The organism is Pseudomonas sp. GW821-FHT01A09 (assembly GCF_058986725.1).
This window is the reverse complement of record NZ_JBYSWB010000032.1, coordinates 44,164-57,428: the sequence shown is the minus strand read 5'-3', so window position 1 is coordinate 57,428 and position 13,265 is coordinate 44,164. Positions and strand designations below refer to the sequence as shown.

Genomic DNA, 13,265 nt, shown 5'->3' with positions numbered 1-13,265 from the left:
CGGCATCCATGCCGGCTATCCCTGCGCAAGCGCACCTCCACGCGGCCTGCTGAAAGGGGGCGGCGACCCCAAGGCCGACTCGAAAGCAGAACAGCGAGATTTGCGTTGCTGCTTCAAAAAAGCTTTTTGGGAAGCACTCAAATCTGCGCTGGGCCTTTGCTGCGGGCCTGTGCGGCGCGCCCCTCCAGCAGGCCGCGTGGAGGCTTCTGAATCGGTGGCTCCCCGGCATGGATGCCGGGGAAGCCGCGCTGAGCCATGGAGGGCGATTCGCGGCGTGCCACCGATTCAGAAGCCGGAACGCGGGTACCCTGAGCCTAGGCGAAGGGCCAATGGGCAGGGCGCGCCGCACAGGCCCGCAGCAAAGGACCACCCCCAATCTCCAGACCACCAAATCCCCAACCATAAAAAAAACGGCGCTCTGAATGATCAGAGCGCCGTTTTTTCAAGCGGCCGTTCAGCCTTACAGCTGCCCAACCTGCCGCAGATCAGGCTTGCCAGCGCCGCCAATCGGGATGCGCTTGGGCTTGGCTTCTTCCGGCACCACTCGTACCAGGTCGACGCTGAGCAAGCCGTTGTTCAACGCCGCGCCTTGCACTTCGATGTGGTCGGCGAGACGGAACGATAGACGGAAAGCCCGTTGTGCAATGCCCTGGTGCAGGTAGGTGACTTGCTGCTCGGTTTCGCGCTTGCCGCCGGCGACGGTGAGCACGCCTTTTTCCACCTGCAGCTCAAGGTCGTCTTCGACCAGGCCCGCCGCAGCGATGACGATGCGGTAATGATCGTCGCCGTGCTTCTCGACGTTATGCGGTGGATAGGTAGTACCGGCCTCGCTGCGCAGTGCCGATTCGAACAGGTCGTTGAAACGATCGAAGCCCACCGATTGACGGAACAGAGGGGCCAAGGAAAGGGTAGTAGCCATGATGAATCTCCCGAGATTACTCCAAGTGATTGAGACGCGACCCGCATGCGGCATCGCGTACTGAACAGATAGGTTCGGGTACGGCACTTTCAAGAGTCGGATCGAAAATTTTTTTTCGACCACCCACTGGGGCGAGGATCAGCTCTGTTTGAACACCGCCGCACCATAGGGGGCACCAATCGATCCCCCATCGACAACGATCTGCGCCGCAGTGATTCCCGACGCCGCATCCGATGCGAGGAACGCCACCGCCGCCGCTTGCGCATCTTCGGTTGAACGTTTTTACCTGCGCCCTTTTCCAAATATTGCGGCACGCTATGCTGCAACGGCCAGTGCCAAGGTCAACAACAACAATCAATGACGCGCCGAGGTCACCCATGCTTTCTCATCTGCAACTGCGACACCTTCTGGAGTCGGCTTTTCTGCCCACCAAATGCCGGTGCGAGATCGATGCCAAGGGCGTCATGACCGTGCATTTCGTCAATCCCCGCAACGGCAAGGTCGACCTTTCGGTCGGTGACATCGCGGCGCACAAGCTGTCTTCAAGCCGCGCCATCGCCACGCTCATCGGGGAACTGAAGCAAGAACAGCAGCGAATTCCCCAGGAAATCCAGGATCGTCGACGCCATCGACGCTGAGTGCAGTTGCTGGCAATCTCTGCCGACAACGACAATCTCCCTGGAGGTCCCATGATTGGTGGCGCAACGCAGTTGGTAGCGATCGTCGGTTCGCCCATTGCTCAGGTCAAATCCCCGATCAATTTCAACACCTGGTTCCAGGAAAATGGCCTCGACCTGGCAATGATCCCGATCGACATCCGTGCCGACACCCTCGCAGCGTTCATCGCCAGCTTGCGCGGCTGGCAGAACATGCGTGGGTGCGTGATCACCGTGCCCTACAAGCAGGTCGTCACCAGGTATCTGGATCACCTCAGCCCGCGGGCCGCGCTGCTGCGCTCGGCCAATGTTATTCGCCGCGAGGCCGATGGCACCTTGGTGGGGGACAACGTCGACGGCGAGGGCTTCTTGACCGCCGCGCGCCAGCAAGGCTTCAAGCCAGAAGGCCAGAAGGCCCTGGTGCTCGGCGCCGGTGGGGCGGGCAGTGCGATCGCCTGCTCACTGTGTGAAGCCGGCATTGCCGAACTGGTACTCAATGACCTCGACAGCCAGCGAGCCAGAGCCTTGGCCGAGGTGCTGCACAACGCCTTTCCCGCAGTGCGCATCGGCTTGGCCTATGGCTCGCTCGCGGGTTTTGCTCTGGTCGCCAATGCTTCACCGGTCGGCATGCTCGAGACCGATGAGCTACCGCTGCCTGCCGCCATGCTCGAGACGCTGACCGCCGGCTGCCTGGTCGCCGATGTGGTGACTTCGCCTGCGGTCACCGCGTTTCTGCTGCGCGCCCAGGCGCTGGGCGCGGTGATCCAGACCGGCGCGCAGATGGCGCGGGCGCAGATGGGCAACCTCGGCGCGTTCATGGGCGTCACGCCGATGGGCATCTGACGGTTTCCTGAAATGTTTTGAAACATCCTGGCCGGGGCGGGTCAACTGCTCACACTTGAAAGACTGCCTCGATGAAAACCCCTCGCCCCGCCGCGCGCCTCGATGTCCTCAACAACCTGCGTAACCTCAAAATGGCGCGTTCAGCGCACGCCTACGTGAGGGGCAGCACCGTGCAATTCTACGAGTGGCTGCACAGCCAGCCGGGGCGGCGCCTGCCCAGCGGCCCGCCGGTGTGGATCTGCGGTGATTGCCATGCCGGCAACCTCGGCCCCACGGGCGACCTGAAAGGCAAGACCGACATTCATATCCGTGACCTCGACCAGACCGTGATCGGCAATCCCGCCCACGACCTGGTGCGCCTGGCCTTGTCCCTGGCCACAGCGGCACGCGGCTCGGACCTCCCCGGGGTGGCCACCGCGCAGATGCTCGAAGAGATGATGCGCGGCTACGAGCAGGCCTTCGAGGCGGGCAATGACGAGGAACCACCCCGGCCAGCGCAGGTACGGGCAGGGATGCGCAGCGCTGTCGCGCGGACCTGGAAGCACCTGGCGCAAGAACGTATCGAGGATACCCGGCCGACTATTCCGCTGGGCAAGCACTTCTGGTCGCTGTCCAAGGCCGAGCGCGGTGCGCTGACCACACTCTGCGCCACGCCTGAGATGCACAGTCTGGTCACGGCGCTCAAGGGCCGTTCGCGCGACGACAGCGTTGAACTGCTCGATGCTGCCTATTGGGTCAAAGGCTGCAGTTCGCTGGGGCTGCTCAGGTATGCGGTGCTGCTGGGTGTGGGCGAGGGGGATGACGTGGACTATTGCCTGGTGGATATCAAAGAGGCCGTCCGGGCAGCAGCACCGCGGGTGCCGCGAGCGAGCATGCCACGGGACAACGGTCAGCGAGTGGTGGCCGGTGCGCGCCACCTGTCGCCGGGGCTGGGCGACCGGATGATCGCCGTGCGTATGCTCGACCACGGTTTTTTCATTCGTGAACTGCTGCCCCAGGACATGAAGCTCGAGCTCGACCAACTGAGCCAGCGCGAAGCGATGTCTGCCGCCGGCTACCTCGCCAGGGTGGTCGGCCTGGCGCATGCGCGGCAGATGGACCTGGCCACGCGTTCAGGCTGGATAAAGGACCTGCAGCGCAATCGCACGCAGACCCTCGATGCGCCGTCCTGGCTGTGGTCGAGCGTGGTGCAACTGGTGGGAGAGCACGAGAAAGGCTATCTGGAACATTGTCGCCGCTATGCCCTGCAGCAAGAACGCGCTGGCGCCTGAGCCGATAGCAAGCTCACCGGCGCCCGTCGCTTTCAAAGACGGGCGCCTTTCAGCCATCAAGCTGGCGGATGCTCAAGCACTCGGCACTCCCTTCTGCCACTCGCCCCAGTGCTCGACGATGTTCTGCACCAACGGATTCCCCGCTCGGTAAAGGTTCTCCAGCGCCGGCACGAAGCCGCCTTGGTCGGCGTACTTGAGCAGGTTGTCGACCTCGCTGTAGCCAGGATAGGGGCGATCGAAATCGGAACCCGCGCGCACCACCGCCAGGCGTGAGATATCCACCTTGCCGGCGTGACTGGCGCGCAGCAGCGCCTCGTAGGTGGAGTTGTCTTCCTGCTGGGTGGTGCAGTAGGTGCCCTTATTGTCGGTCAGCAGCTTGGTCCAGACCTCGGCTCGTTCGCTCAGTCGTGTGCCCGAGAACCAGGTATTGCCGGCCAGGGTGTCGCATTGGGTGACCTTGGGCGCCTGATTGGCCGGCGCGTAGGGGTAGTGCTTGCGCCACGCGGTGGATTCCTTGCTCTCGCTCAGGACCACGTCCTTGGACAACGCCAGCGCCTTAGCCTGCAGCACCGGGTTGAGCTCGAAGACTTCGGTTTTGTAGTCCAGCGGTGGTTTCTCGTTGGGGCCTTTGGTGTTGATGCCGATATAGCCGGTCGGCCAGCTCTTGGGCGCATCGCGGGAATCGATTTCCCATTGCGTACCGAACTCCACCAGGTAGTGCGCCCAGGCCGCGGTGCCGAGGGTGCCGTGGTGCGGGTTGATGCCGGCAATGCCGGCGACCACGAAGTAGGTCTTGCGCAGGTCGAACTCGCTGGAAAGGCTCAGCGCCAGGGTCGAGGCCGCCGCGTTGGTCTGGCCCATGCCGGTGACCATCAGGCACACCTGCTGCGCGTTGCAGCGTACTGCAGGGTATTCGGCTGACAGCCCAGGGACTTTGATCTCCTGGGTGAGCTTGAGGCGGTCGATCCAGTTCTGGGCTTCGGGCCCGAACATGGTGATCAGCATGACCTTGGGAGTGACGGTGGCGGCGGGTGGCGTATCGGCCCAGGAGGGGCTGGCGCCCAGCGCCGCGAAGGTCAGGCCGAAGGCGGCCGCGAGGCGAGAAGTGTCGAACATGATAGCTCCATGCAAATGATTGGATGCCCCGTGCGCTGCAGCTGCAATCGCCACCGGGCTATCGCACGTAGCAGGATGCAGGCCAACAAGTTGTCCGGACCGTCAAGTATTTGCCCGGCGGGGACATCGGCAATGTCCGTGGCGAAAGAGCGGCATTGTGCCATGCCAGCGGCTGCGCTAAAACCGCGCACCACGCACAAACCAGGTGCTCTGAAGTAGATCAAATGGTCAGAAAAAACCTGACCGATCGTTCAAACTCCCGCAAATACAGGGCGAGGACTAGATGGCATGCATTCTGCTTTGGAGACATCCGCTTAAAGGGCAGGTATGCAATGAGCAAATACCTGTAGGAAGTTTCTGAAAAGGATCGTACTGATGCCGCGAATAATGAACTAGTTCGACGCAACGTCGAATATTACCCCTGAGCTCTTCAATCAATGAGCAATCGATAGACGAATCTGCCGACGGGCCAGACAGGTCAGGGTACAACTGTGCCCGGACGCTGAGGACGGCCGGGTAAGTGTGTGCCAAGGAGCGTCATAGTGAACATCAGAGCCGTGCGTCATGCCGTTTCACGTCAACGAACAATAATGTCGAATACCCTCGGTATCGCTGCCTTGAGCCTGAGCGGTAGTATTTCCTGCTGGGCCGCCACCGCCCCGGCGAAGGGCGCCGACAGTGCTCAGGGGGAGGACTTGAGTTATCAAGTCACACCGGCCAATACCACGCAGAAGGCCGCACCCTGGTATAACCAAAACTTCACTTTGATTGGCAGCAAGGACATCAGTTTCGGCCCGCGGCCATCGGACGATATCTACCTCGAATACGAATATTTCGGCCGCAAGGGCCCATTCGAACTCTATGGATACATCGACGCGCCGAAAATCCTCGGGGTCGGCAACAGCCACGACAGCGGCGCCTGGGACAAGGGCTCGCCGGTGTTCATGGAGCACGAACCGCGTATTTCCATCGACGAACTGGTCGGCCGCAAGCTCGGTTTCGGGTTGTTCAAGGAGTTCTATGTCGCCTTCGACTGGATCTACGACATGGGCCACAACAAGGCCGGGCGGGCCAACACCCTGTATGCCGGCCTGGGCACCGATATCGATACCCACAGCCCGGTGAACCTGTCGGCCAACTTCTATGCGCGGCGTCAGTGGGAGAACTACGGCGCTTCCAACGAGAACTCCTGGGACGGCTATCGGGCGCAGTTGAAATATATACTGCCCCTGGGCAAATATTCCAACGGCGCCTCGCTCACTTATGTAGGCTTCACCAACTTCGATTTTGGCTCCGATTTGCACGATCAGGCCGGTTCTGCGCGGACAGCCAATGCCACAGTGGCCACTAACGTTCTACTTTATTCATTTACCCATCTGCGCTTCATGGCAGTTGGCCGCTACTTCCATAATGGTGGTAACTGGAAAGATGGCAGCCAACTTGATTTTGGCGATGGCCCCTTTGAGGCGCGCTCCAACGGTTGGGGTTACTATTTCGGCGTCGGCTATCAATTTTGAGCCGATGGCCAACTATTTTGCACGGACAAGTGATAAATCCAATGACCGAACCCGTTTTTGATCGTGACGTTTTGCTGGACGAAGCCAAGGTCGCCGCGCAGCACACCTATTCGCCCTATTCTAAGTTCCCGGTGGGCGCGGCGCTGTTGACTGCCGAAGGCGCCATCATCCACGGCTGCAATGTGGAGAACATCTCCTATGGGCTGACCTACTGCGCCGAGCGCTCGGCGTTGTTCGCCGCCATCAGCCATGGTCTGCCGCCACGCAGCTTCAGGGCGATGGCGGTGTATGCGCCCAACGTGGCGCTGATCAGCCCCTGCGGCGCCTGTCGGCAGGTGCTGCTGGAACTGATGGCTCCTGACGCCGTGGTCATCTGCGCTGGCAGCGATCCATCGGCTACCCGGGTCTGGACCCTTGACCAACTGCTGCCCGGCGCTTTCGACGCCTTTTGAGCCACGCCACGCAATCACCCCTCAGGTGTTCGGAGATAACTGCATGATCAGTCTTGTCGGCATGGCGGTCCTTGTGCTCGTTGCCATCCTGTTGTCCACCCAGCGTCGCGCCATCAAGTGGCGCACCGTGTCCGTCGCGCTGGCGCTGCAGATATTCATTGGCGCCTTCGCCCTGTACGTGCCTTGGGGCCAGGAGGCGCTCGGCTCGTTGTCCGGTGCGGTGGCGTCCTTGCAGCTGTACGCCGACAAGGGCATTGCCTTCATGTTCGGTGGTCTGGGGTCGCCGCGCATGTTCGAGCTGTTCGGCAGTGGTGGCTTCGTCTTTGCCATCCGCGTGCTGCCGATGCTGGTGTTCTTCGGCAGCTTCATCGGGGTGTTGTACTACATCGGCGTCATGGGCTGGGTCATTCGCCTGCTCGGCGGTTTGCTGCGCTTGTTGCTGGGCACCAGCCGCGTCGAGTCGATGGTGGTGACCTCGGCGATTTTCGTCGGCCAGTCCGAAGTCCCGCTGGTGGTGCGGCCCTTTATCGCGAGAATGACCCGCTCAGAGCTGTTCGCGGTGATGGTCGGTGGTTTTGCGGCCGTGGCCGGTTCCGTGCTGCTGGGCTATGCCGGCCTTGGTGTGGAACTCAAATACCTGATTGCCGCATGCTTCATGTCCGCTCCCGGTGCCTTGCTGATGGCCAAGCTGATGGAACCGGAAACCGAAACGGTCAACGACGACATGATGCTCGAAGAACTCAAGGACCCGGAAAACCGCCCGGCCAATATCGTCGACGCCGCCGCCGAAGGCGCCCAGGTCGGCTTGCGCCTGGCCATGGCGGTGGGGGCGATGCTGATTGCCTTCATCGGTTTGATCGCGCTGCTCAACGGTCTGCTGGGCTGGGCCGGCGGCTGGCTGGGCTATCCGCAACTGACCCTGCAATTGATCCTCGGATACGTGCTGGCGCCGGTGGCCTTTCTGATCGGCGTGCCCTGGCACGAAGCGGTGCTGGCCGGCGGGTTCATCGGCGAGAAGCTGACCCTCAACGAGTTCGTCGCCTACGCCGACCTGTCCAACTACCTGACGCCCGAGAAGGCCAGCGCCGCCGGTGTGTCGGTGTTGTCGGTGCATACTCAGGTCATCGTCACCTTTGCCCTGTGCGGATTCGCCAATCTGTCGTCGATCGCCATTCAACTGGCCGGCCTCAGCGGCATCGCCCCCCAGCGTCGCCACGAACTGGCGCGCCTGGGGCTGCGGGCGATGGTCGGTGGCACCTTGTCGAACCTGATGAGCGCCGCCATCGTTGGCTTTTTCATTTCGTTGTAAGGCTGGAGGTCAAAGCCATGTGGCTTGCTCAGGAAGTGATCCGTCGCAAGCGTGACGGCGGTACGCTTGGCGCCGACGACATTCGTCGCTTCGTCGCCGGCATCAGCGACGCCAGCCTCAGTGAAGGCCAAGTTGCCGCGTTCGCCATGGCGGTGCTGCTCAAGGGCATGAACATCGATGAACGCATCGCCCTGACCGCGGCGATGCGCGACTCGGGCCAGGTGCTGCAGTGGGACCTGCCGGGGCCGGTGGTGGACAAACATTCCACCGGTGGCGTGGGCGATTTGATCAGCCTGCCGCTGGCCCCCTTGCTGGCGGCGTGCGGCTGTTTTGTGCCGATGATTTCCGGACGCGGGCTGGGCCATACCGGCGGGACCCTCGACAAACTGGAGAGCATCCCCGGCTACGATTGCCAGCCGAGCGCGCAGCGCTTTCGTCAGATCGTCGCCGAAGTGGGCTGCGCGATCATTGGTCAGACGGCGGATCTGGCGCCGGCCGACAAGCGCCTCTACGGGATCCGCGACATGACCGGCACGGTGGAGTCGCTGGACCTGATCACCGCGTCGATCCTCTCGAAAAAACTAGCTGCCGGCCTCGACGTGCTGGTCATGGATGTGAAAACCGGCAACGGTGCGTTCATGGTCAAGGCCGAGGACGCCCACGACCTGGCCCACAGCATCGCCGCGGTCGCCAATGGCGCTGGCGTGCGCACCACTGCGCTGGTGACCGACATGAATCAGCCGCTGGCCCGCAGCGCCGGCAATGGCCTGGAAGTCGCCGAGGCCGTGGCGTTGTTGCAAGGCGAGGTGCGCAGCCCCAGGCTGTGGGAGTTGACCCTCACCCTGGCCGAGCAGGCGCTGCTGCTGGCCGGGTTGGCGGACACCGAAGCGCAGGCGCGGGCCAGGTTGCTGGAGGTATGGCACAGCGGTGCGGCGTTGCAGCGCTTCGGGCAGATGATCGCGGCGCTGGGTGGCCCGCAGGATTTCACCCAGGCGCCTCAGCGCTACCTGCCCGCGGCGGCAATCAGCCAGCCGGTGTGGGCCGAGCAGAGCGGCACAGTGGCTGCCATCGACACCCGCGCGGTCGGCATGGCGGTGGTCGAACTGGGCGGTGGCCGCCGTCATCCCAACGATGCAGTGGACCCGGCGGTGGGCTTCAGCGAATTGCGTTTTATCGGTGAACAGGTCGGTGCCGAGCAGCCGCTGGGCTGGGTCCACGGGCAGACCACGGCGGCCGTGGAGCAGGCAGCCAGGGCGCTGAGCGCGGCCTACCGTATTGGCGACAAGGCAGATGTTGCCACGCCGCTGGTGGCCGCGATGCTCAAGTCCCCATCTGCGCCCTCGCGCTGATGGAGGCGGCGGCTGGGTATTTCATGGCCCTGAGCCCGCTGAGGCGCTCCAGATAATGCTGACCCTCGGGGCTGAGCCTGACCTGGGCCAGCCCCGCCGCGCCGCTGTGGATGGTCACGTATTTGCAGGCCACCAGCACCTGCAATTCATTGGCGTGCGTGTCGGGGATATCCCGCCATTGACCAGAATGGATCAGCTTGAGCAGTTCCAAATGCTTTTGGTCGTATGTGTTCATGGGCGGTACGTTCGCGAAGGGCCAGTGGGATCGCGATGATAGCGTTTTAGTATCAGTTAAAGGATTCTATTAACGCGTTTCGGATGAGAGGCTATGGACGCCAAAACCCGCTGTCCTAACGGCTTGTGCCTGACGCGCGGGCCACTAGAACGTCGCTGGCGTATTCACCCACAGGATCCGCACCACGCTCGTCGTCGAATTGCGGTAGCCATGGGGCACATTGCTGGGGAAATGAAACGAGTCGCCGGCCTGCAAGGTATAGGTGGCATCGCCAAGCGTCAGGTCCAGGCTGCCCTCGATCACATAGCCCATCTCCTCGCCGGCATGCTCGATCATCTCGCTGACCATGCCTGGGGACACGATATGAATGTCGCCCTGCAGCAGCCCGCCTTTTTGCAGGTGGGTGATGCGCTCCAGGTCGATATAGCCTTTTTTCGCGCCTTTGGCGAAGCGGCTGACCTGACGATCGCCGGCACGCAGCACCGGCTCCTCGGACACCCAGTCTTCAGAGGTGAGTTCGGAGATGTTGCTGCCCAGCGCCAAGGCCAGACGATGGAGCATGGCCAGCGAAGGCGAGGCGGCGTCGTTTTCCAGCTTGGAGATCAGGCTTTCCGAGCAGCCTGCGGCCACCGCGACTTGCTTGAGGGTCAGGCCAGCCACCTTGCGCGCATGCCGCAGGCGCACGCTCAGGCTCGGCAACCCTTCGGAGTGCTGGGATTTGCCGGCAGGCGTCTGGTTGGGTCTGGACATGCGTCCCTCGGTTGACTGATTGCGGATGTGGGCGACAGGCATCCTAGGGGCACGAACGCCCGTCGTCCAGCGGCAATCGATGGTCAGGCGTGAACCGAGAAGCTCACGTCCACCGGGTTGAGATCGTTGATCGGCACGATGTCCTGCGGGCAGGCGGACATCACCACGACGACGTCCATCTCGGCACGGATTTCCACATAATCGCCGGCCTTGGACACCGGTGGCAGCCACTCGACCGTATAGTCGGGCTTGACCGGAATGTTCATCCACAGATTCAGCGGCTGCGGCACTTCATGGGCGCGCAGGCCGATGGCTTGCAGCGCCAGGCGCATGTTGTCGGCGCAGCTGTCGTGGTAGCCCTCGACGCCCAGGTTGGTGTAGCGATGCAGATCGCAGGCGGCCATCAGCGTGTCGTGAATGCCCGGCGAGGTGTCTGCGGTCAGGGTGCCGATGGCGCGGCGACGGTTGCTGAACAGTGCGTCGCCGACCTTGGGAATGATGCTGTTGCAGTGGGCGCGGGCATGTTCCATCGAGGAGAACTCGCTCAGGTCGGCGCTGTTGAACAGCCAGGTGTCGCACACCTGGGTGCCGTGGGTGTTGACGATCTTGATGGTCTGCCCGGCCTTGAGGTGCACGGCGCGGCCGCAGCGCGCAGGCACGGTGTAGTTTTCGCCGAGCACCGGGGTGCCGTCGGCCGAAATCGGTTCGTGCAGCGTGGCGTTGACGCCCAGCGAGGTGCCGTTGTCCGGTTGGCAGCACGCGGGGAAATCATGGCTATGGGTAACGTGGGTCATGCTTGACTCCTAAGGGCTTCAGGGTTGTTCGGCAAGGGCCACCAGGCTCCAGGCCAATGCCTGGGCGCCCGCCAGCAGTTGCGCGGGATCGGTGTATTCCAGCGGGTTGTGGCTGATGCCGTCGCGACTCGGCACGAACAGCATCGCGGTGGGGCAGTGCTCGGCCAGGTACATGGCGTCGTGAAAGGCCCCCGAGCGAATCGGTTGCCAGCTCAGGCCGGTGGCGGAGCAGCCTTGTTCGAGCACGTCGATGACGGCTGGATCGAACGCCGTCGGCGCATGGCTGAACAGGCGGGTGAGCTCGGCGTCGACCGGCAGGCAGGCGCTCAGACCAGCCTCGAAGGCTTCGAGTACCGCCAGCTCGGCGTGGCGAAAGTCGATGCTGAAGGTCGCCTCGCCGGCGATGGTGTTGATGGCGTTGGGGAACACGCTCCAGCGCCCGAACGTCAGGCGCTTGTCGACGCCCGCCAGTTGCTCGGCGAGGGCGTCGATGCGGCCCAGAGCGGCCACCGCCAGCAGCATCGCATCGCGGCGCATGGGCGTCGGCGTGGTGCCGGCGTGGGCCGAGGCACCCCTGCAGCGCACCTGATACCAGCGCACGCCCTGGATGCCGGAGACCACGCCGAGCGGCACCTGGGCCTGCTCCAGCACCGGGCCCTGCTCGATGTGCAGTTCGACGAAGGCGTGGGTGGCAATCTTGCCGCGCAGGGGCAGGTCGGCGAAACGCTCGGCATGGGCGTCCAGCGCCGCGCCGACCGAGATACCGGCGGCGTCCACAGTGTTGCGATAGTCCGCCAGCCGCGCCGGCTCGACATAGGCACTGGAGCCCATGGCCCCGGGGCTGAAGCGGCTGCCTTCTTCGTTGGTCCACACCACCAGTTCGATCGGCCGCCGGGTGCGTACGCCGGCATCCTCGAGGGCGTACAGGCATTCCAGGCCGGCCATCACGCCGTAGCAACCGTCGAGGGTGCCGCCGGTGGGTTGGGTGTCGATGTGGCTGCCGGTCATCACCGGTGGCAGGTCTTCGCGGCCTTGGCGACGGATGAACAGGTTGGCGCAGGCGTCGGTCCACACCTGGCAGCCGAGTCTTTGCGCGGCGTCGATCAGCCAGGCGCGGGCGTCGAAGTCTTCGGTCGACAGCGCCTGGCGGTTCATGCCGCCGTCGCGGCCGGGGCCGAAGGTCGCCAGGGTGTCCAGCAACTGTTGCAAGCGCGGGGCCGAGACGGCCTGCAGAGTCTGTTCAGTGTTCATGAAACCACCTGTGCGCGAGGGGTGAGGCTGCGGTTGAACCAGGGCTTGAGGAACTGTTGCAGGCGTTCGGTCTCGGGCGCCTGGAACAGCCTCTGGGGCGCACCGGTTTCGATGATCTTGCCGGCTTCCATGAACACCACCTGATCGGAGATCTGCGCGGCGAAGCTCATCTCGTGAGTGACCATGACCATGGTCATGCCGTCGTCGGCGAGGCTGCGAATCACCTGCAGCACCTCTTCGACCAGCTCCGGGTCGAGGGCCGAGGTCGGCTCGTCGAGCAGCATCAGCCGCGGCTTGACCGCCAGGGCGCGGGCGATGCCGACGCGTTGCTGCTGCCCCCCGGACAGGCGCGCGGGGTAGGCATCGGCTTTGGCACCGAGGCCGACCCGCGCCAGGGCCTGATCGGCCAAGGTGCGTGCCTGGGGCTTGGGGATTTTCTGGCCGAGTACCAAGGGCGCCATGATGTTCTCGCGCACGGTCATGTGCGGCCACAGATTGAACTGCTGGAACACCATGGACAGCGGCCTGCGTACCGCATCGATCTGCGCTTCGCTGTCACGGTCGGCGACGCCGCGCCCGCTGCCGCTGTAGCCCAGCAGTTGGCCGTCGATCCACACTTCGCCCTCGTCATAGCGTTCGAGGAAGTTCATGCAGCGCAGGGCGGTGGTCTTGCCCGATCCCGAAGGGCCGATCAGCGAGACGATTTCACCGGCCTGCACGCTGAGATCGAAGCCGCTGAGGACGCGGTGGCCGCCATAGGATTTACCCACGCCGCGCAGTTGCACAAGTGCCAGGTTGCTCAT

The 13,265-nt window shown here is 63.4% G+C and carries 16 protein-coding genes; 8 read left to right on the top strand and 8 right to left on the bottom strand.

The features are described 5' to 3' along the window. Nucleotides 1-460 precede the first annotated feature (460 nt). Nucleotides 461-919 (bottom strand): Hsp20 family protein, encoded by a 459-nt coding sequence (locus AC3WJP_RS25800; protein WP_493723798.1) that lies wholly within the window; start codon nucleotides 917-919, stop codon nucleotides 461-463. A gap of 138 nt (nucleotides 920-1,057) precedes the next feature. Continuing rightward, a complete protein-coding gene (locus AC3WJP_RS25795; protein WP_493723799.1) occupies nucleotides 1,058-1,168 on the bottom strand; it encodes a hypothetical protein in 111 nt (36 codons plus the stop codon). On the opposite strand from AC3WJP_RS25795, the gene AC3WJP_RS25790 reads away from it, so the two are divergent. The 4 genes from AC3WJP_RS25790 (at nucleotide 1,131) to AC3WJP_RS25775 (ending at nucleotide 3,689) form a co-directional block, all read left to right on the top strand. After that, nucleotides 1,131-1,280: a hypothetical protein gene (locus AC3WJP_RS25790; RefSeq protein ID WP_493723855.1), complete on the top strand. Its 150-nt coding sequence runs from the start codon at nucleotides 1,131-1,133 to the stop codon at nucleotides 1,278-1,280. The genes AC3WJP_RS25795 and AC3WJP_RS25790 overlap by 38 nt on opposite strands. Before the next feature lie 16 nt (nucleotides 1,281-1,296). After that, a complete protein-coding gene (locus tag AC3WJP_RS25785; protein WP_493723800.1) occupies nucleotides 1,297-1,557 on the top strand; it encodes a DUF1652 domain-containing protein in 261 nt (86 codons plus the stop codon). A gap of 51 nt (nucleotides 1,558-1,608) precedes the next feature. Next, the gene (locus tag AC3WJP_RS25780) at nucleotides 1,609-2,418 is read left to right on the top strand and encodes a shikimate dehydrogenase family protein (RefSeq protein ID WP_493723801.1); all 810 of its coding nucleotides are present in this window, start codon (nucleotides 1,609-1,611) and stop codon (nucleotides 2,416-2,418) included. A 71-nt stretch (nucleotides 2,419-2,489) separates the two neighbouring features. After that, entirely contained in the window at nucleotides 2,490-3,689 is a 1,200-nt protein-coding gene (locus AC3WJP_RS25775; RefSeq protein ID WP_493723802.1) for a DUF2252 domain-containing protein, read from the top strand. Between the two features lie 72 nt (nucleotides 3,690-3,761). Here AC3WJP_RS25775 and AC3WJP_RS25770 read toward each other — a convergent pair whose 3' ends face one another. Beyond that, a complete protein-coding gene (locus AC3WJP_RS25770; protein ID WP_493723803.1) occupies nucleotides 3,762-4,805 on the bottom strand; it encodes a purine-nucleoside phosphorylase in 1,044 nt (347 codons plus the stop codon). A 590-nt stretch (nucleotides 4,806-5,395) separates the two neighbouring features. On the opposite strand from AC3WJP_RS25770, the gene AC3WJP_RS25765 reads away from it, so the two are divergent. The 4 genes from AC3WJP_RS25765 to deoA are packed head-to-tail and all read left to right on the top strand — an operon-like array spanning nucleotide 5,396 to nucleotide 9,432. Continuing rightward, nucleotides 5,396-6,322: a nucleoside-specific channel-forming protein Tsx gene (locus tag AC3WJP_RS25765; RefSeq protein ID WP_493723804.1), complete on the top strand. Its 927-nt coding sequence runs from the start codon at nucleotides 5,396-5,398 to the stop codon at nucleotides 6,320-6,322. Between the two features lie 41 nt (nucleotides 6,323-6,363). Then, nucleotides 6,364-6,774: a cytidine deaminase gene (locus tag AC3WJP_RS25760; protein WP_493723805.1), complete on the top strand. Its 411-nt coding sequence runs from the start codon at nucleotides 6,364-6,366 to the stop codon at nucleotides 6,772-6,774. 43 nt (nucleotides 6,775-6,817) lie between these two features. Next, nucleotides 6,818-8,083 (top strand): NupC/NupG family nucleoside CNT transporter, encoded by a 1,266-nt coding sequence (locus AC3WJP_RS25755; RefSeq protein ID WP_493723806.1) that lies wholly within the window; start codon nucleotides 6,818-6,820, stop codon nucleotides 8,081-8,083. 17 nt (nucleotides 8,084-8,100) lie between these two features. Next, nucleotides 8,101-9,432, top strand: coding sequence for a thymidine phosphorylase (gene deoA / locus AC3WJP_RS25750; RefSeq protein ID WP_493723807.1), 1,332 nt, complete (start codon nucleotides 8,101-8,103; stop codon nucleotides 9,430-9,432). On the opposite strand, the gene AC3WJP_RS25745 is transcribed toward deoA, so the two are convergent. The 5 genes from AC3WJP_RS25745 to AC3WJP_RS25725 form a co-directional block, all read right to left on the bottom strand. Then, nucleotides 9,404-9,667: a hypothetical protein gene (locus AC3WJP_RS25745; protein WP_493723808.1), complete on the bottom strand. Its 264-nt coding sequence runs from the start codon at nucleotides 9,665-9,667 to the stop codon at nucleotides 9,404-9,406. The genes deoA and AC3WJP_RS25745 overlap by 29 nt on opposite strands. A gap of 144 nt (nucleotides 9,668-9,811) precedes the next feature. After that, nucleotides 9,812-10,417: a cupin domain-containing protein gene (locus AC3WJP_RS25740; protein ID WP_493723809.1), complete on the bottom strand. Its 606-nt coding sequence runs from the start codon at nucleotides 10,415-10,417 to the stop codon at nucleotides 9,812-9,814. An 83-nt stretch (nucleotides 10,418-10,500) separates the two neighbouring features. Next, entirely contained in the window at nucleotides 10,501-11,211 is a 711-nt protein-coding gene (locus AC3WJP_RS25735) for a DUF1989 domain-containing protein (RefSeq protein WP_493723810.1), read from the bottom strand. Nucleotides 11,212-11,229: 18 nt separating this feature from the next. Beyond that, nucleotides 11,230-12,462 carry a M20 family metallo-hydrolase gene (locus tag AC3WJP_RS25730; RefSeq protein WP_493723811.1) on the bottom strand — a complete coding sequence of 411 codons (1,233 nt, stop codon included), beginning with the start codon at nucleotides 12,460-12,462 and terminating at the stop codon, nucleotides 11,230-11,232. Then, complete coding sequence (locus AC3WJP_RS25725) at nucleotides 12,459-13,265, bottom strand: amino acid ABC transporter ATP-binding protein (protein WP_493723812.1); 807 nt, start codon at nucleotides 13,263-13,265, stop codon at nucleotides 12,459-12,461. Before AC3WJP_RS25725 ends, AC3WJP_RS25730 begins: the two co-directional genes overlap by 4 nt.

What these genes read in the sequence shown, in the direction of transcription:
- AC3WJP_RS25800 (WP_493723798.1), bottom strand. Translation starts at nt 919, where the DNA reads ATGGCTACTACCCTTTCCTTGGCCCCTCTGTTCCGTCAATCGGTGGGC.
- AC3WJP_RS25785 (WP_493723800.1), top strand. Translation starts at nt 1,297, where the DNA reads ATGCTTTCTCATCTGCAACTGCGACACCTTCTGGAGTCGGCTTTTCTG.
- AC3WJP_RS25780 (WP_493723801.1), top strand. Translation starts at nt 1,609, where the DNA reads ATGATTGGTGGCGCAACGCAGTTGGTAGCGATCGTCGGTTCGCCCATT.
- AC3WJP_RS25775 (WP_493723802.1), top strand. Translation starts at nt 2,490, where the DNA reads ATGAAAACCCCTCGCCCCGCCGCGCGCCTCGATGTCCTCAACAACCTG.
- AC3WJP_RS25770 (WP_493723803.1), bottom strand. Translation starts at nt 4,805, where the DNA reads ATGTTCGACACTTCTCGCCTCGCGGCCGCCTTCGGCCTGACCTTCGCG.
- AC3WJP_RS25765 (WP_493723804.1), top strand. Translation starts at nt 5,396, where the DNA reads ATGTCGAATACCCTCGGTATCGCTGCCTTGAGCCTGAGCGGTAGTATT.
- AC3WJP_RS25760 (WP_493723805.1), top strand. Translation starts at nt 6,364, where the DNA reads ATGACCGAACCCGTTTTTGATCGTGACGTTTTGCTGGACGAAGCCAAG.
- AC3WJP_RS25755 (WP_493723806.1), top strand. Translation starts at nt 6,818, where the DNA reads ATGATCAGTCTTGTCGGCATGGCGGTCCTTGTGCTCGTTGCCATCCTG.
- deoA (WP_493723807.1), top strand. Translation starts at nt 8,101, where the DNA reads ATGTGGCTTGCTCAGGAAGTGATCCGTCGCAAGCGTGACGGCGGTACG.
- AC3WJP_RS25745 (WP_493723808.1), bottom strand. Translation starts at nt 9,667, where the DNA reads ATGAACACATACGACCAAAAGCATTTGGAACTGCTCAAGCTGATCCAT.
- AC3WJP_RS25740 (WP_493723809.1), bottom strand. Translation starts at nt 10,417, where the DNA reads ATGTCCAGACCCAACCAGACGCCTGCCGGCAAATCCCAGCACTCCGAA.
- AC3WJP_RS25735 (WP_493723810.1), bottom strand. Translation starts at nt 11,211, where the DNA reads ATGACCCACGTTACCCATAGCCATGATTTCCCCGCGTGCTGCCAACCG.
- AC3WJP_RS25730 (WP_493723811.1), bottom strand. Translation starts at nt 12,462, where the DNA reads ATGAACACTGAACAGACTCTGCAGGCCGTCTCGGCCCCGCGCTTGCAA.
- AC3WJP_RS25725 (WP_493723812.1), bottom strand. Translation starts at nt 13,265, where the DNA reads ATGAGCAACCTGGCACTTGTGCAACTGCGCGGCGTGGGTAAATCCTAT.